Source organism: Halalkalibacter krulwichiae (genome assembly GCF_002109385.1).
In the GTDB taxonomy this organism is placed as follows: domain Bacteria; phylum Bacillota; class Bacilli; order Bacillales; family Bacillaceae_D; genus Halalkalibacter; species Halalkalibacter krulwichiae.
The window spans coordinates 2791589-2812653 of record NZ_CP020814.1; the positions used below are offsets into that span (position 1 = coordinate 2791589).

Consider the following 21065-nt stretch of genomic DNA (forward strand, 5'->3'; position numbering starts at 1 on the left):
TTTTATGATTGCTACATATAAAGGAGGCCGCTACAATGTCGTTGTCTATGACCAAAACACTCATATTAGCAATTACCAGCCTCTTATTAGCTGCCTCACTTATGGCTTTTCCCCAAGAAGCACTAGAAGGTTCAATAAGAGGTTTAAAAATTTGGTGGGAAGTTGTCTTTCCTTCATTGTTGCCTTTTTTTATCGTATCAGAACTTCTGATTGGCTTCGGAGTTGTAACTTTCTTAGGCACTTTACTCGAGCCATTGATGCGCCCTCTCTTTCGAGTTCCAGGGGTCGGTGGATTCGTTTGGGCAATGGGACTGGCATCAGGAAATCCTGCTGGTGCAAAAATAACTGCTCATTTAAGAAAAGAAAAAAAAGTTACAAGAATTGAAGCGGAACGCCTTGTTTCATTTACTAGTTCATCAAATCCTTTATTTATTTTTGGCGCAATCGCAGTTGGGTTCTTTCATAATCCTGCATTAGGAATCATTCTTGCTGCTGCTCATTATTTAGGAAATATAATCGTTGGACTGTTAATGCGATTCCACGGCAGGGATGAGGAAACGGATACTGAAAATGAGAAGCCAAAGAAAGCAAACCTGAAAACTGCCTTTAAACTACTACATGAAGAAAGAATAAAAGATGGAAGGCCAATTGGCCAATTATTAGGAGACGCTGTACAATCATCTGTCCGAACATTACTTTTAATCGGTGGATTTATTATATTGTTCTCAGTTCTAAATAAAATCTTAAGCTTAGTAGGGATAATTGCTCTATTATCCACTTTCTTCACTTTTTTATTAACCATCTTCCAACTTCCTACTGAGTTAAACTCATCACTTATTTCAGGATTGTTTGAGATGACTCTGGGAGCACAAATGGCAAGCGAAACAAGTGCTGTGACATTACTTGAGCAAGTCATTGTAACTAGCTTTATTCTTGCATTCAGTGGCTTTTCTATTCAAGGACAAGTAGCTAGCATTATTGCTGAAACAGATATTAGGTTTAAACCTTTTTTTATCGCACGTTTGCTGCATGGTTTGTTTTCAGCTATTATTGTCTTTTTACTATGGAAACCCTTATATATCAATCAACAAAGCATTGGTGATGATTGGAAAGTGATTCCGGCATTCTCTAGTGAACTAACGAAAAATTGGCTATTCTCCGCTTGGGAACTTGTTAGCCAATATGGCTCCTTGTTTACATTAGTCATGTTGTTACTCTTCATTTCTATTCGTGCACGAGAAGCTTTGATGAGGGCTTCTTAATGAAACTACAGTGCTTATATTAATTGCTGTGGTTTTTACAGCTGCAATTAGCCGTTAGGGTAGGTTCATTCGTTAGAAATGAATTGTACGTAGTAACAATTGTGCTACGATTAGTAAACAATATGAAAGTTTAAATAAAGGCTGATGAAGGTACTATTACTTGACCTAGCATTCAGCCCTTATTCCTTACATATGTTTAAACTTTTGTTTTAACGCTTTAGCTACCACTTCAGGTACAATATCTGAAACATCGGCGTCATATTTAGCTACTTCTTTTACAATACTGGAGCTTAAATAAGAATAACGGTTATTAGTCATCATAAAAAATGTTTCGATATCAGGACCTAATTTTTTGTTAATGGAGGCTGCCTGCATTTCATATTCAAAGTCTGAGACAGCTCTTAAACCACGAATAATTGCATTCGCTTTCTTTTCCTTCATATAATCAATTAACAAACCATTAAATGAATCAATTTCCACATTATCTAATTCTTTTGTTGCTTGCTGAAGGAGTGAGACTCGCTCTTCAACCGAAAACATTGGTTCTTTGTTACGATTATGTAATACAGCTACAATGACTTTATCAAAAACAGAGGCCCTCTCGTAATGATATCTAAGTGACCTAATGTAACAGGATCAAAACTTCCTGGGCAAACGGCAATACTTGCCATTTACACCACCTCCTTATTTATAAGTGAAAATGGAAATCGTAGTATCACCATAAGTCTCTGTACGTTCCTTTATAGCTTGTCCAATTTCCTCTTGTAGTTCTACTTGGGAATCATGTTCACAAACAATAATCCCATTTTCGTCCAATAAATGATAATCAACAATAATACTAATTTCATTTGCGAGGTTTTGTTTCGCATATGGAGGGTCAAGAAAAATGACTGTAAAAGCTAATTCACGCTTAATTAATGCTTTTAGCGCTCTAGCAGCATCATTTCGATATACTTCTGCTCTTTCATGAAAGTGACACTGAGCTAAATTATGGTTAATTGTTTCGATAGCTTTTTTGTTTTGGTCGACAAATATCGTTTTCTCGATACCTCGACTAATAGCTTCAATCCCAAGACCACCACTTCCTGCATATAAATCTAGTGCTACCCCCCCATTAAAATATGGACCAATCATATTAAAAATGGATTCTTTTACTTTATCAGTTGTTGGTCTTGTTGTAGAACCTGGAACTGCTTTTAAATGTAAACCTCTTTTATCTCCCGAAATTACTCTCAAATCATCCACCCATCCTCTGTATACATCTATAATAATATCCTACCAAAAAACAATAAAAAAAGCATTTTCTCACCAATAACCTTCTGTTGAAAAAAATGGTACAAAACTTATAAATTGACGTATGGAATAAATCGAAAAAGGTCATACTTCAATTAGTAGCACTCTTAGAGTGTTGCTACAACCGCGGAGAAGGCTTACGTTTCCCCATAAGTTCTTCCTCCGGTTTCTCCTCTCCCATAGCCTCATTACATACAATGTATGTGTATGGGCACCTCGCAGGGAATTCCTTGCGAGGATTTTTTTTGCCTTCTGACATTATTCTCACCCTTTTATACATAGGAAATTTAAGTATGTATTTCAGTTTTCTACTCGACAATCGCTTGCATTCGTGCTACATTTCATTCGTAATCAGATAATGAAAGTAGGTATTAAGATGATTCAAAGATTTATTCTCTTAGGTGAAGGCTATAATGATTTATATGAACTATTAGAAATTGCTCGAACAAACGCAAATCGCTTACATATGTTATTACGCCTTGATACAAATGAAAAATCTTCTCTCGTTGTTATTTTACACGCTGCTACTCCTGGTAAAATGATGCCTTTATATTTGTGTTTAGAAGGCATTCATAACCCAGCTAATAAGCCTTCAGAACGATATAAATTATTTGAACAATTAGCAGAAGAACTTGATAAACCTATTCACAAACTTGAAGTAAAATCTTCAAGCATGTTTAAAGAAAATGACTTGTATTATCAATATTTAATCGGAGTTCTACGAATGAATCGTTTTATTCCACCTCTTCAATAATAGCTAAAAAAGAAATTGTTTGAACTCACTTCAAACAATTTCTTTTTCCCTCAATTAATTTTGGGCTATTACCTCTTCACCTTTTCGGCCCTTTTCTAAACCGGAATAGTTGTTAGCTGCAGGAAGGACTTTGCGTTTAACAATAGCGACATTAATTAATAAAAACAATGCACTCACAAAAAACAACCCTCTTATTCCGATACTTGAGATAACAACTCCTCCAAGAATAGGACCTATCATAGTTCCAAGGTACATAGCACTATTTGAAAACCCATATGTTCTACTTTCCATCCCTGATGGCGAATGTATGCGAATTAATGTGTTAACGGCCGGTAATAAACCACCTAAACCCAATCCAATTAAAAAGCGTAAGGATATTAATTGCCAAATATCTGTAACAAACGCTTGCGGAATTGATAAAACTGCAACGGCTAGCATCGACCAAATCAATACATACTGCGCCCCTTTTTTATCACTCAACCTTCCAAGTATAGGAGAAGTCAACATATTTGCAAATCCCATGACAGATAAGGTAATACCAGCAAAAAAAGCGACAGACTCGGGAGAAGTCAATTCTTCTACAAATATAGAAAGGAGAGGATTAACTCCCATTATAGCAAATTGAATTAAGAAGATGACTACATACAAAGACATGACCGGCTTTCGTGCTGTAACCATTTTAAATTCAGTCAACGTATTCCCTAATTGTTTTGCTTTTATTTCTGATGAAGAAAAATCTTCCTTTACTAGAAATAAAACGACTAATGTTGCAATAAATATACAGAATCCTGTTATTAGAAAGACCATGCTGTAACCAAATTTCTGCGCCAAAACGCCACCGATTAACGGTCCACAAATAGCTCCTGAAACCGAACCAGATTGTAGTATTCCTAATGCATAGCCGACCCTTTCCTTTGGGGTATTCGTGGAAACGAGCGCAATCGATGCTGGAATGAAACCTGATATGACTCCATTAAGTAACCTAAGTAAAAGCAATGAAATAGGACCAATCGCAAAAGCTGTTAAACTAATTACGACTGCCATTCCAAACCCAGAGCGCAATATCATCGCTTTTCGTCCGTACTTATCACCCATGCGCCCCCAAAATGGAGAAAATAGAAAAGCTGTTAAGAAGTTCGCACCGAAAATCACACCTGCCCAAATACTTAAAGTACTCGGATCTGTCACCCCTAAGTCTTGTAAATATAATGGCAAGAAAGGAATAATCATAGTCATTGCACTTATAACAAGAAACTGACTAACTACCAAGATAAACAAATTACGTTTCCAATTAATCACCGTACCACTTCCTTTATCTTCCACCATTATATATTTCGTCTCGCGAAATAATCAAGGTCAGCCTTGAGCCTCTATTCAATAGAAATGATCTTTTTTCTTTCCTTTTTTTAAAATCCCTCAAGTTTTCATAAAAAAACCTGAATAGAGAAAGCCAGCTAATTGCTGTGCCCCAATATTCAGGTTAAATACCCATTTTGTAATCATATTCTTTTGCTTTATCTGGCTTAGAATTTTGAAATTCTGTGGCAATATAAGGACGCATCGAAGGCTTCACATCGCGTACAAATGAAAAGGAACGAAGCTTTTCAGTAATCTCATCGACTTTGTCTTGATCACAGTAAAAAATGACATACTTCATTTTTTTAGATACATAATGGACGTTCCCAAATCGACGTAGCTGCCGTGCAAACTTAAGAGATGTCAGCCAAACTGCAATTCCTTGACGTTTTGCTCCTAACATATTCTATCTCCTTTAACATGATTTTGTTTTAAGTCTAGCATGTTCTCCCTATTCATTCAATCAAATCCCTTCACAACAAAGATGAAGCTACGAGATCATTCGCATCTGGAGCGCGGTGCGCTTATAATAAAACTAAACAAATTGAAGGATGATTAAAAATGAACTTAGAGTTAATTTGGAATACATTTCTGTCCATCCTCACAAATGAACATAAAAGCGTCACCTTTGAAAGAAAGACCTACTCAGGGATGCCTTTTCTATATATTACAGCTAACCACAGTTCTATAACTCAACAGAGTATCCAAGACTTTCTCACTAAAGCAGCAGCTAAAGCCATGAAAGGAAAACAACTTTCTTGTGATGTGACGTTCGTCCGCTTTAAAGAGAATACGTTTGTTTATAGAATACGGTTTTTAGTTCCCCAAAAGAAGATGTTTTGCTGCGGGAATGGTTGCACAGATTGCGTCCGTTTTAAAAAACAATAAAAAACTGATCTAAAAATAAACATTTCTAGATCAGTTTTTTTATTAACTACATCCACAGCCACCGCCACTGCTACATCCGCCACTGCATGACATATTATCAAAGAATGGGTTTCCAGTTGGTACCTTAATTGTTTCTGATACCGACCTAGCTATAAGCTGACTTATTTCGTTTAATAAAGACTCGAGTTCTCTTTCAGCCTTTTTGAATGCTATAACAGACGGTGTTAAATCAACTTCACGCTTAACTTGGCGTATTTGAGAAGAAACTTTATCGTAATCTGGATGGTATTTTCCAAACCGTTGTACTTCTTCATATTGTTCTTTCATGCTATTAAAATTTTGAATGCGCGCTTGAGCAAGGTCGTCACCTTGAAGCTCTTTCTTTGCTTCTTTATAAGTAAGATAAGTCTCAGACTGTAAGACTGCTTGACCAAGACCATTAGCATGCTCTACTAGTTCAAATGCTGATATGGTTGTGAGCAATACTCTCACCTCCTAATCAATAGTATAACATGATCTATCTTAAGAAGATAATACTCTACTCAAAACGTTAATGGAATTTGGTGACTTTGCTTCTATTCCTTGTATCGCTTGGAAATCTTCTATTAATTTTAATAAAGCTGCATCTTTTTTCTTCGCTTCAATCATAACATCAAGATGATCGACTGTACCGGCCGCGATTGATAAAAACTCTTGAAAACGTTTGGAATCGATAAAATCATGATGCCTTCTATCTCCTTTTCCTTCTTTCGGGCTTGATAGATGAATTTTAACAGGAAGAGGACTATCTTTCCATGTACGAACGACTCGCTCCCATAATGTATACAATTCTGTAGATTGTTGGTTTACATCATAATGATGAAGATCAAATACAACAGGTATATGTAATTTTTCACCTAAATAAAGAACATCTTCAATTGGATAGGTTACATCATCATTTTCTAACATTAACATTCGTTGTATTTCTACTGGGATTAAAGAAAAGTTTGTTATGAATTGCTCTAACCCTTCTTCTCTGCCTTCTTTCTTACCCCCAACATGCAATACGCAACGATGAACAGGAGAGATTCCCATTCCTTTCAAGAGTTTATAATGCATCACTAATGTTTTTAATGATTGCTGCAATATCGCTTTTGACTTGCTGTTTAACACAACAAAGTGATCTGGATGAAAATCTACTCTCATCTTTTCATTGTGAATAAATTCACCCATTTCTCTCAGTAATGGGAGTAACGCCCGCTCAAATTTCCATCCTTCTGTTAACGGATGGTTGGCAAGGGGAACTAAGCGAGAGGATAAGCGAAAAAAACGAATATCATGAGCTTTATTATGCTTAAGTAATCGTAAACAGTTTTGAATATTAGATGATGCAATCCGCTCTAATTTTCGAATTCCAGCCTCTTTATCTGTAATTTGTTCAAATTGTTTGACGGTCATCGTTTGCGATGGTGAGGCATTTGCCAATAGCACACTCATTGCTACATATCCTAATCGCATTGAAAAAGTTTGATCCATGATTGACTTCCCCCTAAACTTTGTCTATAATTCTCTCGACCTATTTAAACGTATGAAAAGAAGGTGTCTTACTAAATGAAACTCGTAACCTTTAACCCCTTCCGAACTATCGGGATGCCTGGCATTAAATATGTTAAGCCTGAGCGAATGTTCGAGGAAGAAGAGAGAAAAAAGATCGAAGAAGCTGATATTTGTTTATTTCCTGAAAATTGGCAGGTAAATGCACTTGTTTACGGAATGAAAAAGAAAATCTTCCCAAGTATTCAGTCCATCCAAATGGGTTTTAATAAAATCGAGGTTACCCGAGGATTGTGGAGTGTTTGTCCAAATCACGTTCCTAAGACGATTATTTTAGGAAGAAACCACGATAACATGAACCGTATTCTAAATGAGTTCCCCTTCCCGTTCGTCGCAAAAGAAATCCGTAACTCAATGGGTAAAGGAGTATTCCTTATTGAAAACCATAAACAGTTCAATGAATATGCTGAAAACAATCCCTATTTCTATATCCAAGAGTACTTACCAATTGACCGTGATTTACGCGTTGTTTTCGTTGGTGATGATGTTGTTACAGCTTACTGGAGAATCAATGAACAAAATACATTTAGAAACAACGTAGCACAAGGTGCTCGTATTTCCTTTGATGATGTTCCTGAAGGAGCAATTGATCTTGTAAGGTCTACTGCCAGGAACCTTGGTATAAACCACGCTGGATTTGACGTCATTTCAGCTGGCGGCGAATTTTATTTTCTTGAATTTAATACTTTATTCGGTAATCAAGGTTTCCAACAAATAGGGCTCTCCGTCGAAACAAAGATTTACCAATACCTTCAAAGGATTATTGAATCATAACGGTAAACTCTTTCTCTAAGCCATAAGATGATCGGTCATTTTGAGCAACGACAATCTTAATTTCGTATTCACCTTTAGGAAGCTCTTCAATAATAAAGGCTGATTGATACAACGTATCAACATGCTCATCATTTATGTAAAGTCGGATATGCCCTTCACCCTCCTCGTGAAGCGCACCGACTTTATCTTCTTTAAAACGAAAATGATTTAGAAAGCATTCGACATAAACGTTTCCACTTTTCACGTCATGATCAACCTCTAAATCGAGCCCTTCTCTTTGTGTATCAATATTTACAATCCCTGTACTCTGTATCGGCACAATATGTATCTGGTCAATAAATTCTTCATTACCAGCATAAACATTAGTCGAAATACAATTAAACAAAAGAAACGATATAAAAAAAAGCTTCCACCTCATAATAAACTCCTTATGCTCCAATTTGAAAATGTTCATTTTATCATTCCACTTCCAAATTATTTTTATCCTTATGAAAAAGGACCTGCCATTACTGACCAGGTCCTTGGACTCCTGAAACGGTCGCTTGCCCCATCTTTAACATTTCCATCATCATCATTACAAGACCAAGTGAATTCTGCATTTTCTCTACCCTTTGTGGTAAGGTCCTTCCGTAAAACTGATTCACTTCCTTTTCCAATTGACTTACTATACTTGGGTCCCTGCTTAGACGACGATACCAATTAGGATGTTGTCTAATAAACTGTCGTATCTCTGGACGATCAACTAATAATTGCTGTATTTCAGCTCTCACCTAACCGCCTCCCCTTTAATCTCGACGAAATGCAAACGGATGGTCTTGCGGACTTTGATTACTCGGGTTGCTTGGCTTTTGAAAAGACTGCATGACATTTTGAACGTTAGTTAATACGGAACTAAATTGAGCTAGATGGTTTTGTAAATCTTGAACATTCATTCGCTTTACAATTCCCATTATTTGCCCTAATGCATCACCCGTACTTTGAGAAGATTCTATTGAATCGGCTGAATCCTCTTCTCCTTCTTTTTCTGGTTGCTTAGAAGTGGGAGAATCGTTGTTTAATTTATATGAAGTCCATTGTTCATGTTCTCCCCCAACTATCATCCATTCCTCATAAAGCTCTTGCAAAGTTCTTTTATTTTCTTTAACTTCTTTTACAAGCAATGGATGCTCTTTCATAAATTGTTTAAATTGTTGAATTGAAGGATGCAACCCTTGATTAGAACTCATTTTTTCATCCTCCTCCCAGCCTTTTATTACATTCTACACATAAGCCCAGTCCAATGTGCCTTAACTGATAAAATTTGACTAAATTACGGTCACACTTCACAATATGAAATAGATAGGCAAATAAACGGAGGCATAATAGGATGAACAGTACAACAGACAATCAATTACTACATAGGCTTGAATCACTGTTAAAAGAGGCAAACGAAGAAGAACGAGATTTGGTTTCTAGAATCGTTGATGGGTTAGAGTTAAAAAGAATGGGTAAACACAGCACTTACCTAGCTGCACTCACAAATGTAGAATCTCGAACATTAGAAAATGGTCAATTCGAGATGACTCTACCAATTCAGCCATTGGTAGAAAATCCACTAAAAATGGTTCACGGAGGGATGACAGCGACTTTACTGGATAGCGCGATGGGTTCTTTAGTAAATGAATCTTTATCAGAAAATTTCGCAGCTTTAACAGCTGAAATGAACGTTCACTATATAAAGCCAGGAGTAGGGAGTTATCTTCGCTGTGTGGCTTCTCTATCACATAAAGGAAATCAACTTTGTGTGACAGAAGGTAAAGTTTATGATGAACATAATAAATTAGTGGCAATGGCAACTGCTACCTTCTTTATTATCAAAAAGTCAAATTAAAAGAGCTGTCTCAAAAGGCTTTTACCTTTTGAGACAGCTCTTTTTACCATCGGATTAACTATTACATTTGCCAAGGAGTCATAAAGTTTTGTGTATAATAGTCTTGAAAAACTCCGACTCCAAGATGAGTAAATTCCTCATGAAGTAAATTCACTCTATGACCTTCACTGTTCAACCAACCCTCTACGGAAGCTATTCCATCAATATATTTAGCTGCAATGTTTTCTCCAGCCAATTTAAACGGAACTTCCTCTCTTGTAAAACGATCCAGCACTTCTCCGTATGTTGGAGAGGTATGAGAGAAGTAATTATTTTCACTCATATCTTTACTATGCTTGTAAGCGATACCTGCCACATCTTCTTCCCATGAAAAAGGCTCTAAATCATGTCTTAATCGAATGATATTCGTATAATCAAAGATTTGTCTTGCATTACCTGCCTCAATCATCGCCCATTCGCCTTCCGTAAACGTTGGACGAGTAGGAGGTTCCCCAACGTATGAAACAGAATATGGTCTTAAAGTTACTAATACATCCGCCGTCATAACTCGTACACTTGATAGCCTTTTTGTATGAATATCGAAATAGAATTGAACCCAATTTCCATCAATATTCACTAAAGGCCGCATTTTAATATCTTCGTCCGTTAACTCAAATTGATATTTACCGCCATTACCGCCTATAACACTTACATTCCGTTTAAACTCTAATTGATTATTTAATTGGTCATACGAATAATCCAAGGATATGTTACGTTGTTCTAAGTTTCCCGTCAAAAACAACGTTACACTTTTCTCATTTTCAATTCCTATTTGTAAATAAGACTCATTTGACTGCGGATAAATCCACCAATCATAGCCATAGGCTGATAAATCAATTCGTTCAGGTTCTCCAAATTCCTCTTTTATTTCCTTGACAGTTAAACCAATTATTTGATCTTGATTTGAGACTTCCTGTTGTTCTACAACTGCATTGACCTCTTCTACCGCTCTTTCTTGATGCTCTTCACGCTCTAGATCAACTGTCTCTGCAATACGAGAATCTGTGAACCACTGTTGAATTTCAGTTTCATAAACGGTCTCAAATAACATTATTGCAGCAAATAAGAGCAATGTTGCGATCAAAAACAATAATTTCTTCATACATTCCCCTCTTCCTTTTCTTTAAAGATATGGAAAAATATTGTTACATTGAAATTATCTTAGACTCAAAAAAAATCAAAAGACGATACAAATAAATGTTTAAAAACATCATTATACAAAATTTCGTAACCATCAGTCTAAAATCCTTTCACTAACTATGTAAGCTTCTGTCGTTGAAACACCTAGCTTGTCGAAACAAGATAAGTAAGTCTTCATGATTGCCCAGGGAATTTCTTACAAATATCCTTTTCATATCCGAACTCATTTCACTCAAATTAATATCCTTTAGAGAGAAATAAGATATTTTCCATAAAACATTCACGATTATGGATTGCAACTGCAAGCGTTTCATACTATCATAAATAGAGTACATATTCATGAATTGGAGGCAGATTCACTGTGAAATTTGAACATATTGAATTAGCAGATAAAGAAGTAAAATTTGAAACACTTAGATATGCAGCAGAATCCATTGGTTTTATTCATGCAGGTCAATGGGACTACCAACGCGTAACATTTGATTACAAAATCGTCAACCAAGGAGATACTTACTACTTACGAGTTCCCGCATATGCTGTAAAAGGTGATATTCCTAAAGACGATACAATTGTGAAACTAACAGCACCGATGTTAGGAAAACATTATTACCCACATGGTGTTGAGTATGAAGGTGAAGATTTCCCTCAAGCAATTGTAGAGAAGTGTAATAAAAAATTAGAACTTCTTAAGAAAAACTTAGAAGCATAACAATAAGAAGAAAATAAGACAACAAGGATGCCTTGTTGTCTTATTTTCTTTCTTTAATCGTTACAACTCTATAAGATCCATTACCGCCTGTTATTACTTCAAAACGAACAGCTCTTTCTACTGGCTTTGCCTCTCCATATTCAAAAAGCGTAACCTTTTCATTCACGTCTATATGAAACTCTCCTATTTCATCCTCGTAAACAGTTATTACTTCAAAATGATTTAATTCTTTTGTAATATTTTCACTATGTGAATCACTGATATACCTTCTTAATGAATGATAAAAACTGTTATTAGTAATTAAATACCCTTCTAACTCATTGAAATCTCCTGTATTTACAGCTTCGACCATCGTTTCTTTATACTTTAAGAGGAAATCCTCAATCGCTTCCTTTTCTGGACCATTTACTTCAGTAAACTGATCAGGGTCCGCTCCACAAGCAGACAATGAAATTAAAAAAATCATCAAAATAATTATTCGTTTCATCTTAGCGCTCCTTAGCTATATTGCCTTTTATAAACTATGGACGATTATAACATAAACTTACTAATTTATGTGTGAACGTCTAAAGGACATTAAGTCGTAGCACTGTTCATAAAGCCTTGTTCGTACTATAATAGATAGTAGCATTTCTTTTTATGAGAGAGGAGTCTCAAATTGGCAGCATTTATGACAAAGAAGAACTTTATAATTTTGCTTAGCATAGTTACAATTAGTATTGTTGCGTATTTTATTTTACCAATCTCTATTCCACTAATAGCCGCTTTTATAACGGCATTAATTTTATCACCGGCTGTTAATGGATTACATAAACGTGTAAAGCTAAAAAGAAATATTTCCGTAATGATTGTATTTACGCTTTTTGTTTGTTTCATTGGATTAACAGGCTATTTTATTACAACTCAAGTCATTACCCAAGGGACACAAATAGTGGAGAACCTCCCTCAATATATAAATGACATTAATCGTGCTTGGTGGAGTTTCCAACGAAATCTGGAAGCGGAATACGGGACCCTTCCTCCTGATCTTGTTAAAGAAATAAATAATCATGTTTCGCAAACATTAACAACGATTCGAACGGCAATAGCTGACAGGAATTTAATCAATGATGTTGCTTCCATTATTACAAGTATTCCAGGCTATTTAGTTACTTTTATTGTTTATTTAATTGCTTTATTTTTATTTATGCTTGAACTTCCTACATTAAAGAAAAAAACCTTTTCATATCTTTCTGACCGAACAAAAGAAAAAGTTAATTTTATGACCTCAAGACTGAGTTATGTTATTTGGGGATTTGTTAAAGCCCAATTCCTTGTTAGTATCATTATTTTTGTTGTTTCATTGATTGGATTATTATTAATCGTACCCGAAGTTGCCTTGTTAATGGCCTTCATTATTTGGATCATTGATTTCATTCCATTAATTGGTTCGATTGCGATATTAGCTCCTTGGGCCATTTTTCAGTTAATAGCAGGGAATGTCACGATCGGTACTCAACTCCTTATCCTTGCAGCTGTTCTGTTAATTATACGTCGAACAGTAGAACCTAAAGTAATGGGACAGCAAATTGGTTTGTCTCCACTAGCGACTTTAATAGCGATGTACCTAGGTTTAATGCTGTTTGGGGTTATGGGCTTTATCATTGGTCCTCTAATCGTAATTGCCTTTACTTCAGCAAAAGAAGCGGGAATCATTAAACTTAACTTTAAAATTTAATAATAAAGAAAGAAAAACAGGGGAATCATTCGATTGAATCCCCTGTTTTTTTCTAATGCTATTTCTAATGCTATGCTTTAAGTATCTATTTTCCGGATGATATTGTAATTCAATTAAAATTCTAATTCAATCTCCATATGCTCATGTAACTCATCATCGACGATATGGACTGTAACGTTGTATTTTCCATCCAACTTTTCTATGCCTTGCATTTCAAACGTTCCTGGATTCACTTCAATCATATCTTCCCAATGAGTTTGTTCTGATGTAGCTTGTCTTAATTCTAATGTTACTTTACCGCCACTATATGGTTCCTGTTCAACATGAATTGTAAGTGTAAGTTGATCTCCATCTTTTTTTGTATCAACATACACGTCAGCATGATGATGTGCATGTTCGTGATTTTGTTCATGTTCATGTTCATGATCAACATCGTCAGCATCTCCAACTGCAATTTGTGTAGTTGGCATCCGGTGTAATCCACGAGCTGTCACATGTGTTTGCACATGATATTGACCTTCTTCATTAAAAGTATATTTCAGAAGATAGTGATGACCCTCTTGTATTTCTGCTTCGATTAGTTCACTCTCTTCCTTATTCCCTTCTTTCCAAATCTCATATACGACCTCATTTGCATCTTCAACCATGTCATCTCCTTGAGTCACTATACTTTCAAAAGTTACTATTTCTTCAATATCAGCCGTTTCTGGTACAAGTAACTCCACTTCAATAGGTTCCATTTGATCTACCGTCTCAGAACTATGCTGATTATCCCCTTCCCCACCACAAGCCGTTAATAAAAACATTGTACCTAATATTAAAAATTTCTTCATTCTCTCCACCTCATCGTGATTGTTCTTACATTCTTATCATAGCTTTTACTTGTGAAATAGACGTGAAGTTTGTTAGTTGTCTACAAAATGTTCACAAATAGCAATTTAACTTTAGTTCCTTTTCCCAGTTTAGAAGTAAGGGAAAAGGATCCCTGATGCTTTTTCATAATCTCTGATACAATTGCTAATCCTAGACCAGTTCCACCACTTGCACGTGTTCTTGCCTTATCAACACGGTAAAAGCGCTCCATTATTTGAGACATATCTTCTTCTGGAATTCCTATCCCCTCATCTTCAATTAATAACTCAGCTTTTTTTTCAATAAGAGATAACGTTACATGAATTTGTTTATTGTCTGGGGAGAATTTCAGAGCATTGTCTAAAACATTATGAATCACTTGTTCTATCCGATCACGGTCTCCAGATATAATGATCGCATCATCTAGAATACAATTTAAATTAATTTTCTTTTTGCTGAAAGCAATTTCGTATTGTTCTAACACTTCACTTACCAGCTGGGCAAGTGCTATCGGCTCACATGTAAGTGGATAAGATTCTCCTTCTAATTGAGCTAAATCAAGTAGGTCATTAACTAAGCGCTCGAGGCGGTTTGCCTCCTTCTCTATGATCGCCAGACCTTTCGTATGATTTACGACCCCTTCTTGCATAGCTTCAGTATAACCTTTCATATAACTTAATGGTGTTCTTAGTTCATGAGAAACATTCGCTAAAAATTCACGCCTGTTGTTATCCGCTTTTTCTAAAGAAGAGGAGAGTCTGTTAAAAGAACGCGCCAGTTGACCTAATTCATCTCCTCTTTTAGCTTCCACGTTAATATTTTGTGAATAATCACCGGCTGCTACCTTTTGTGCAACTTTTTTCATCGCACTAAGTGGGTGAACAACATGATTGATCACACGTTTACCAATGATCATAATGATAAATACAATTAGAAATAACACAACAAGAAGCATTGTCTGAACTTGCTTAAACGGCTCATGTACATCTGATAAAGGCATGGAGAGAAAGACAACCCCAGAAAGATGTCCAGCTTGAAAAGTAGGTATCGCAACACCTAAAATATCTTGTTGAAACTGAGGGTGAGTTCTGACCATTACAACAGTTTCTCCTTCAAGCAACTTTTGCCGCTCTTCGAACATGATTAAATTCTCATCTGCATATGGCTCAAAAGAAGTCCCACTTCCTAATTGCATCGGGTCATCAGTAAAATATAAATCTGCTATCAGCATCTCTTCCACCCATTCTACATTATGAAAGAATGCCTCTTTATCTATACTTTGCTCATATTGTTTTGAGAGATATTCCCCTTGCCTCATTAGAGCTTCTATTTGTTTGTCCACATAAAGTTTCTCATATAAAAAATAAACAATTGAAATAGCACCTAACGTGACAATTATTGCAATTAACAAAATTGAAAACCAAACTTTTTTCTTTATCGTCCACCTTTTCATGTTGGGTCCTCAAACTTATATCCAACACCCCAAATTGTTTTAATGAGTTTATCATACGGCTGTAGCTTTAATCTTACTGTTTTAATATGGGTATCTACTGTACGCAGTGTTCCTTTTTGTGAATCCATTCCCCATATCCGCTCGTGTAAATGTTCACGTGTGAAAACTTGGCCTCGATGATTAATTAAAAATAATAGCAACTCAAACTCCTTTTTCGTCATATTAATGATTTTACCTTTTACCAAAACAGTTCTTCCTTTAGTATCTATTTCAAGTTCTTTTATTTGGATCATATCTAGCGCTGAAGATTGAACGTTGTAACGCCTTAAAGCAGCCTCAATTCTTGCAAGTAATTCTCTCGGACTAAAAGGCTTGACTATATAGTCATCTGCACCTGTTCTTAATCCATGTATTTTATCGTCTTCTCCACTTCTTGCCGTTAACATAATAATAGGTATAGATGAAAACTCTCTAATTCTTTTTAACAAAGCAAATCCGTCTAATCCATGCATCATTACATCCAGTACAATGAGATCAATGTTATAGTCTCGAATGACTTCTAGCGCTTCTATCCCACCGGTTGCAGTATGCACTTCATAATCTTCTTTTTTAAGATACGATGTAACAAGCTCTATAAGATCTTTCTCATCATCAACAATTAGTATTGAATTCTTGTCCTTCATTAAAATACCTCCTCAATTATTGAATATGGGCCAGCAGGGACATCAACTTCTGTGATTAATTGAAACCTCTCTTTATCAATAATCGACACTTTATTTCCATCTAAACTCGAGACAAATATTTGACCTTGATTTCCCCAAATAAAATTAGGGTTCTCTCCTACAGCTACTACATCTGTCACTTCATTCGTCTTCTTATCAACTTTGTATAAAGCATGATCTCCATGACAAAGGACATAAAGGTAGCGAGAAGAAGGTACGGTCCAAAAAGCAACAGGCATTAATCCCACTTCAATTTTTTTTAGCTGTTGACCAGTATGGGGATCATATCCAATGATTTCTCTATTTAATTTCCCATATGGGCCATGCCCACCAACCCAAAGGATATCGTTATCAATTATCATGCCTGCTGGCCTTTCAATAACTGAAAATGTTTGAATTTCTTCATAAGTATCTCCACCAATTACAGTGATATCGTTACTCTCTCCGTTTAGTACATAAATATCTTGATCTAAACTTTCAAATGAAGTTGGAAACTTCCCTGTAGCAACACTGTTTACAATTGCATTCTGATGTAGGTCGATAATATGAATTTGATTATCAGTAGAATCTGCAACGAACAATAGATTAGATAAATAGTCATAATGAATTCCTGTTAAGCCACTGTTCACTTTTACAATTGGCTCGATCGTACCTATGTTTAGGTCGATTAGGAATATGTGTTTTTCACTTCGACTAGTTGCTACTACTTTGCCGTTCTTAATAGATACTAGATCAGTTAATTGGTAGCGTATATCTTTAGAGAACATGATCTCGTTTTTGTCTAGATCTATAAAAGTTAAGGCCGAACTTTTTAAGTGAGATACCATTAAATACGGTTCCTGTAATTTACTTGCATCAAAAGCCTGCTTCTGACATGAAATTAATAGTATGAATGACAATAAACATAAAAGAAATATTTTTCTCATCTACTTTGTCCTCTCATTATATTTGCTCACATCTTAACACCAAATTGTGAAATAAAATTGAAATCATATAAATAAACGTAAAAGGCTAAATTCAAGTAGAATTTAGCCTTTCAATAAAACTAGTATAAGTGTTTAGTATACCCTTACTACAGCATAAAGAAAAATTAGTAATAAGGGGAGATCATAATATACACAAGAACACCCGTTAAACTTACATATAACCAAATAGGCATTGTCCATCTAGCTATTTTTTTATGGCGTTCATTTTCCATGTTCCATGCACGAGCAACAGATGTTAATGCTAGTGGAACGATAATTGCAGCAAGAACAATATGGGTAATAAGAATAAAGTAATAAATTCCTGCTAAGATTCCTGTACCTCCATAAGCTGTCGATTCTGATAAAAAGTGATGGCCTACATAAGTTACTAAGAAAAGGGTCGTCGTAATGAAAGCAGCATATATAAAACGACGGTGTACGGTAACATTCTTTTTCATGATCGCGATCAATGCCGCAACTAAAAATAAAAACGTAAATGAATTGAAAATGGCATTTAACATCGGCAAGATCTTTACATCAAATGCATCAAAGTTTTCAACACCTGGTAATCCCGCTAAAAGAGCAACTAAACCATTTATAATAATTGTAATAATAATAATAGCTGGTTTATAGTTTCTTTTTTTATGTGTTTGTTGTAAGACATCATTTTGCTGAGCCAAGGTCTTCACTCCTTTTTCTTTATTAGACCAATTATATTATACAATAAGAAGGACTAAAAAAAGAGGATAAGCTCTTACAAACTTATGAACAAAAAAAGCTCTCATCTAATGATGAGAGCTTAAAGTGATTTTAGTATTTCACGACTCCAATTAACAGCATTAAAGCTGCAATAGTTGGAACTGTTATAAAAATACCCGAAATCATAAATGCAGTAGCCCAACCATGATCTTTATCTTTTAAATGCATAAAGAAGATCAATTGAAGAGCAAACTGAACAACTGCTAATAGCAGAATAAATGGAATAGCGAATGATCTTGGAACAATATCTGCACCAACTGCTAAAAACGAAATGATTGTTAAGAAAATCATTAAAGCAAAAACAACAATTTGCTTACGAATTTCTTTATTAACCTGACGTTTCTCTTCCTCTGTCATAGCACTTTTATCAAATGGTTGACTTAAGTTATCTGCCATATTAATGACCTCCTACTCCCATAAGATAAACGACCGTGAAGATGAATACCCACACGACATCAATGAAGTGCCAGTATAAACCGGCAACATAGAACTTAGGAGCATTTGTAAGCGTAATACCACTCTTATTATAACGAATAAGTAGTACGATAATCCAGCTTAGACCAAATGCAACGTGAGCTCCATGCAAACCAACAAGTGAATAGAATGAAGAAGAAAACGCACTTGTTGTAAAACCAAATCCTTGGTGAACATACTCGTAGAACTCATAAATCTCAAATCCTAGGAACGATAAACCAAGTAATACCGTAATCCACATCCAAACTTTAAACGCTCGGAAGTTATTTTTCTTCATGGCAAACATTGCTAACACACTTGTTAATGAACTTGTTAAAAGCAACATTGTCATAATGAATACAAGTGGTAAGTGGAACATTTCTTGTGAGCTAGGCCCATCGGCAATCCCATTACGAAGACCTAAATATGTTCCAAAGAAAGTAGCAAATAAAATCGTTTCACCACCAAGGAAGAACCAGAAACCGAGAAACTTGTTTTTTCCTTCTAATGTAGCTCTCTCAGGATGAGAAGGAAGCCCTTTTGAAGTATCTACATGACCCGCCATTTCTTAGTTCCCTCCTTTCTTAAGATCAGCTTTTACTTGCTCTACTGGAACGTAATAACCATGATCTTCTTTCACTGAACGTACGAACATTGAACCAAATGTGATAACTAGACCACCAATAGCTACAATCCAAGGATTGATGATTGGATTATCCATATTCATCATAATAAATCCAAGTCCAGCAAAGAATAATCCAATAGAGATAATTAAAGGAAGTATTGAACCATTAGGCATGTGAATCGGTTGAATCGGTTCAGCCGGTTTCATTGTGCCATCTCCATGAATTTTCTCGTAGAATAATGGATCTAATGAACGAACTTGTGGAGTTTGTGCAAAGTTGTACTCAGGTACTGGAGTAGGTACTGCCCACTCAAGTGTACGAGCATCCCATGGATCGGCAACTGTAACACGCTCTCCTTTAAACGCTGAATAGATAACATTAATCACGAGTAGGATAACACCTGCTGACATGAAGAATGTTCCAATTGTACTGATAAAGTTAAATGTATCAAGTCCTTGATCACCAAGATACGTGTAAACACGACGAGGCATACCCATAAGACCTAGTAAATGTTGTACGAAGAACGTTAAATGGAAACCAATATAGAAAATCCAGAAGAAAAGTTTTCCTAATGTTTCGTTTAACATGTGTCCAAACATTTTTGGATACCAATAGAATAAACCAGCGAATAATGCTAAAACGATACCACCAACAATAATGTAATGGAAGTGGGCAACTACAAAGTACGTATCATGGTATAAGTAGTCAACCGGTGCCATTGCAAGCATAACCCCTGTTACCCCACCAAGTACGAATGTTGGAACGAACGAAGATGCAAATAGCATTGCTGTATTAAATGTAATCTTACCGCCCCACATCGTAAAGAGCCAGTTAAAGATCTTAATACCGGTTGGTACCGCAATCGTCATAGTAGCAATCGCAAAGATCGAGTTCGCTACTGGTCCCATACCTACTGTAAACATATGGTGAGCCCATACCATGAATCCTAAGAAAGCAATAATCATTGTAGCAAATACCATTGCTGTATAACCGAATAGACGCTTTCTTGAGAATGCAGGAATAACCTCAGAAATAATACCAAAAGCAGGTAGTACTAGAATATAAACTTCTGGATGTCCGAAGATCCAGAAAATATGTTGCCATAATACAGTATTACCACCCATGCTCGGGATAAAGAATTGAGCTCCGAAAATACGGTCTAACATAAGTAGTGCAAGACCAGCTGCAAGTGGTGTAAAAGCAAATAAAATTAATGTTGAAGAAATAAATGATGTCCACACGAATAAAGGTAGACGCATCATAGTCATGCCAGGTGCACGCATGTTAATGATTGTAACAAGGAAGTTAATGGCTGAAATTAATGTACCAATACCAGAAACTTGTAAACCTAGTACATAGAAATCAAGCCCTACTCCAGCATAGTCACGACTCGATAAAGGAACATACGCCGTCCAACCAGCATCTGGACCTCCACCAAAAAACCAACTTAAGCTAAGTAATAAACCACCAGCAAAGAAAATCCAAAAACCTAGTGCGTTGACAAATGGAAAGGCAACGTCACGGGCTCCAATTTGCAGTGGTATGACATAGTTCATAAATGCAAATAATAATGGTGTTGCAGCTAAGAAAAGCATGATCGTACCATGCATTGTGATGAATTCATTAAATGTTTGACCACTTAAGAAATTCATCTCTGGATACATTAGCTGAATACGCATAAAAAGCGCCATAACACCAGCTTTTACAAAGAAAAGCGTCCCTGCAATCAAATACATGATTCCAAGCTTTTTATGGTCAACTGTTGTTAACCAATCCCAAATAACGCTTTTTTCCTGTTTTTGTGCAGCCAAAGGGTTTACCTCCTTCTTTATTCAAATAA

General features: G+C 35.8%; 24 protein-coding genes and 1 pseudogene. 6 read left to right on the top strand and 19 right to left on the bottom strand.

Going from position 1 to position 21065, the window contains the following annotated elements; all coding sequences use genetic code 11:
- Positions 1–35 precede the first annotated feature (35 nt).
- Positions 36–1262: a dipicolinic acid transporter SpoVV gene (gene spoVV, locus BkAM31D_RS14070; protein WP_066150525.1), complete on the top strand. Its 1227-nt coding sequence runs from the start codon at positions 36–38 to the stop codon at positions 1260–1262.
- 186 nt (positions 1263–1448) lie between these two features.
- Here the strand turns inward: spoVV and coaD are convergent.
- Positions 1449–1933 (bottom strand): annotated as a pseudogene (gene coaD / locus BkAM31D_RS14075) (pantetheine-phosphate adenylyltransferase).
- A 13-nt stretch (positions 1934–1946) separates the two neighbouring features.
- On the bottom strand, positions 1947–2498 hold the full coding sequence (rsmD, locus tag BkAM31D_RS14080; protein ID WP_066150532.1) for a 16S rRNA (guanine(966)-N(2))-methyltransferase RsmD: 552 nt from the start codon (positions 2496–2498) through the stop codon (positions 1947–1949).
- A 433-nt stretch (positions 2499–2931) separates the two neighbouring features.
- Between rsmD and BkAM31D_RS14085 the strand changes: the two genes are divergently transcribed.
- Positions 2932–3309 (top strand): DUF7147 family protein, encoded by a 378-nt coding sequence (locus tag BkAM31D_RS14085; protein ID WP_066150535.1) that lies wholly within the window; start codon positions 2932–2934, stop codon positions 3307–3309.
- 54 nt (positions 3310–3363) lie between these two features.
- Here the strand turns inward: BkAM31D_RS14085 and BkAM31D_RS14090 are convergent, their stop codons facing one another.
- The 4 genes from BkAM31D_RS14090 to uvsE form a co-directional block, all read right to left on the bottom strand.
- Entirely contained in the window at positions 3364–4608 is a 1245-nt protein-coding gene (locus BkAM31D_RS14090; protein ID WP_157076750.1) for an MFS transporter, read from the bottom strand.
- A 181-nt stretch (positions 4609–4789) separates the two neighbouring features.
- Positions 4790–5068, bottom strand: coding sequence for a YlbG family protein (locus BkAM31D_RS14095; RefSeq protein ID WP_066150540.1), 279 nt, complete (start codon positions 5066–5068; stop codon positions 4790–4792).
- A 527-nt stretch (positions 5069–5595) separates the two neighbouring features.
- A complete protein-coding gene (locus BkAM31D_RS14105) occupies positions 5596–6045 on the bottom strand; it encodes a YlbF/YmcA family competence regulator (protein WP_306807397.1) in 450 nt (149 codons plus the stop codon).
- Positions 6046–6075: 30 nt separating this feature from the next.
- Complete coding sequence (uvsE, locus tag BkAM31D_RS14110; RefSeq protein ID WP_235820274.1) at positions 6076–7068, bottom strand: UV DNA damage repair endonuclease UvsE; 993 nt, start codon at positions 7066–7068, stop codon at positions 6076–6078.
- 75 nt (positions 7069–7143) lie between these two features.
- Here uvsE and BkAM31D_RS14115 point away from each other — a divergent pair, with 75 nt between their 5' ends.
- Positions 7144–7920: an ATP-grasp domain-containing protein gene (locus BkAM31D_RS14115; RefSeq protein ID WP_066150549.1), complete on the top strand. Its 777-nt coding sequence runs from the start codon at positions 7144–7146 to the stop codon at positions 7918–7920.
- Here the strand turns inward: BkAM31D_RS14115 and BkAM31D_RS14120 are convergent.
- The 3 genes from BkAM31D_RS14120 to BkAM31D_RS14130 all read right to left on the bottom strand — a co-directional run bounded on the left by BkAM31D_RS14120 (position 7907) and on the right by BkAM31D_RS14130 (position 9146).
- Positions 7907–8338 carry a hypothetical protein gene (locus BkAM31D_RS14120; protein WP_066150552.1) on the bottom strand — a complete coding sequence of 144 codons (432 nt, stop codon included), beginning with the start codon at positions 8336–8338 and terminating at the stop codon, positions 7907–7909. The genes BkAM31D_RS14115 and BkAM31D_RS14120 overlap by 14 nt on opposite strands.
- Before the next feature lie 88 nt (positions 8339–8426).
- Positions 8427–8690: a YlbE-like family protein gene (locus BkAM31D_RS14125; protein WP_066150555.1), complete on the bottom strand. Its 264-nt coding sequence runs from the start codon at positions 8688–8690 to the stop codon at positions 8427–8429.
- 15 nt (positions 8691–8705) lie between these two features.
- Positions 8706–9146: a YlbD family protein gene (locus BkAM31D_RS14130; RefSeq protein WP_066150558.1), complete on the bottom strand. Its 441-nt coding sequence runs from the start codon at positions 9144–9146 to the stop codon at positions 8706–8708.
- Positions 9147–9286: 140 nt separating this feature from the next.
- On the opposite strand from BkAM31D_RS14130, the gene BkAM31D_RS14135 reads away from it, so the two are divergent.
- Complete coding sequence (locus BkAM31D_RS14135; protein WP_066150560.1) at positions 9287–9790, top strand: PaaI family thioesterase; 504 nt, start codon at positions 9287–9289, stop codon at positions 9788–9790.
- Positions 9791–9851: 61 nt separating this feature from the next.
- Here the strand turns inward: BkAM31D_RS14135 and BkAM31D_RS14140 are convergent, their stop codons facing one another.
- The gene (locus BkAM31D_RS14140) at positions 9852–10931 is read right to left on the bottom strand and encodes a CAP domain-containing protein (RefSeq protein ID WP_066150563.1); all 1080 of its coding nucleotides are present in this window, start codon (positions 10929–10931) and stop codon (positions 9852–9854) included.
- A gap of 399 nt (positions 10932–11330) precedes the next feature.
- Between BkAM31D_RS14140 and BkAM31D_RS14145 the strand changes: the two genes are divergently transcribed.
- Entirely contained in the window at positions 11331–11678 is a 348-nt protein-coding gene (locus tag BkAM31D_RS14145) for a YugN family protein (protein ID WP_066150566.1), read from the top strand.
- Positions 11679–11718: 40 nt separating this feature from the next.
- Here BkAM31D_RS14145 and BkAM31D_RS14150 read toward each other — a convergent pair whose 3' ends face one another.
- On the bottom strand, positions 11719–12165 hold the full coding sequence (locus BkAM31D_RS14150) for a TcaA NTF2-like domain-containing protein (RefSeq protein ID WP_066150569.1): 447 nt from the start codon (positions 12163–12165) through the stop codon (positions 11719–11721).
- A 171-nt stretch (positions 12166–12336) separates the two neighbouring features.
- Here BkAM31D_RS14150 and ytvI point away from each other — a divergent pair, with 171 nt between their 5' ends.
- Entirely contained in the window at positions 12337–13395 is a 1059-nt protein-coding gene (gene ytvI / locus BkAM31D_RS14155; protein ID WP_066150572.1) for a sporulation integral membrane protein YtvI, read from the top strand.
- A gap of 113 nt (positions 13396–13508) precedes the next feature.
- Here the strand turns inward: ytvI and BkAM31D_RS14160 are convergent, their stop codons facing one another.
- The 8 genes from BkAM31D_RS14160 to ctaD all read right to left on the bottom strand — a co-directional run bounded on the left by BkAM31D_RS14160 (position 13509) and on the right by ctaD (position 21036).
- A complete protein-coding gene (locus BkAM31D_RS14160; protein ID WP_066150576.1) occupies positions 13509–14228 on the bottom strand; it encodes a FixH family protein in 720 nt (239 codons plus the stop codon).
- A gap of 80 nt (positions 14229–14308) precedes the next feature.
- A complete protein-coding gene (locus tag BkAM31D_RS14165; protein ID WP_066150578.1) occupies positions 14309–15700 on the bottom strand; it encodes a sensor histidine kinase in 1392 nt (463 codons plus the stop codon).
- Entirely contained in the window at positions 15697–16383 is a 687-nt protein-coding gene (locus BkAM31D_RS14170; RefSeq protein ID WP_066150581.1) for a response regulator transcription factor, read from the bottom strand. Before BkAM31D_RS14170 ends, BkAM31D_RS14165 begins: the two co-directional genes overlap by 4 nt.
- On the bottom strand, positions 16383–17348 hold the full coding sequence (locus BkAM31D_RS14175; protein ID WP_066150583.1) for a YncE family protein: 966 nt from the start codon (positions 17346–17348) through the stop codon (positions 16383–16385). The genes BkAM31D_RS14170 and BkAM31D_RS14175 overlap by 1 nt, the downstream gene beginning before the upstream one ends.
- Before the next feature lie 164 nt (positions 17349–17512).
- Positions 17513–18067 carry a DUF420 domain-containing protein gene (locus tag BkAM31D_RS14180; protein WP_066150586.1) on the bottom strand — a complete coding sequence of 185 codons (555 nt, stop codon included), beginning with the start codon at positions 18065–18067 and terminating at the stop codon, positions 17513–17515.
- Positions 18068–18197: 130 nt separating this feature from the next.
- Positions 18198–18542 (bottom strand): cytochrome C oxidase subunit IV family protein, encoded by a 345-nt coding sequence (locus BkAM31D_RS14185; protein ID WP_066150589.1) that lies wholly within the window; start codon positions 18540–18542, stop codon positions 18198–18200.
- 1 nt (position 18543) lies between these two features.
- Positions 18544–19164 (bottom strand): cytochrome (ubi)quinol oxidase subunit III, encoded by a 621-nt coding sequence (locus tag BkAM31D_RS14190; RefSeq protein WP_066150592.1) that lies wholly within the window; start codon positions 19162–19164, stop codon positions 18544–18546.
- Positions 19165–19167: 3 nt separating this feature from the next.
- Positions 19168–21036, bottom strand: coding sequence for a cytochrome c oxidase subunit I (gene ctaD, locus BkAM31D_RS14195; RefSeq protein WP_066150595.1), 1869 nt, complete (start codon positions 21034–21036; stop codon positions 19168–19170).
- Between the last annotated feature and the right edge of the window lie 29 nt (positions 21037–21065).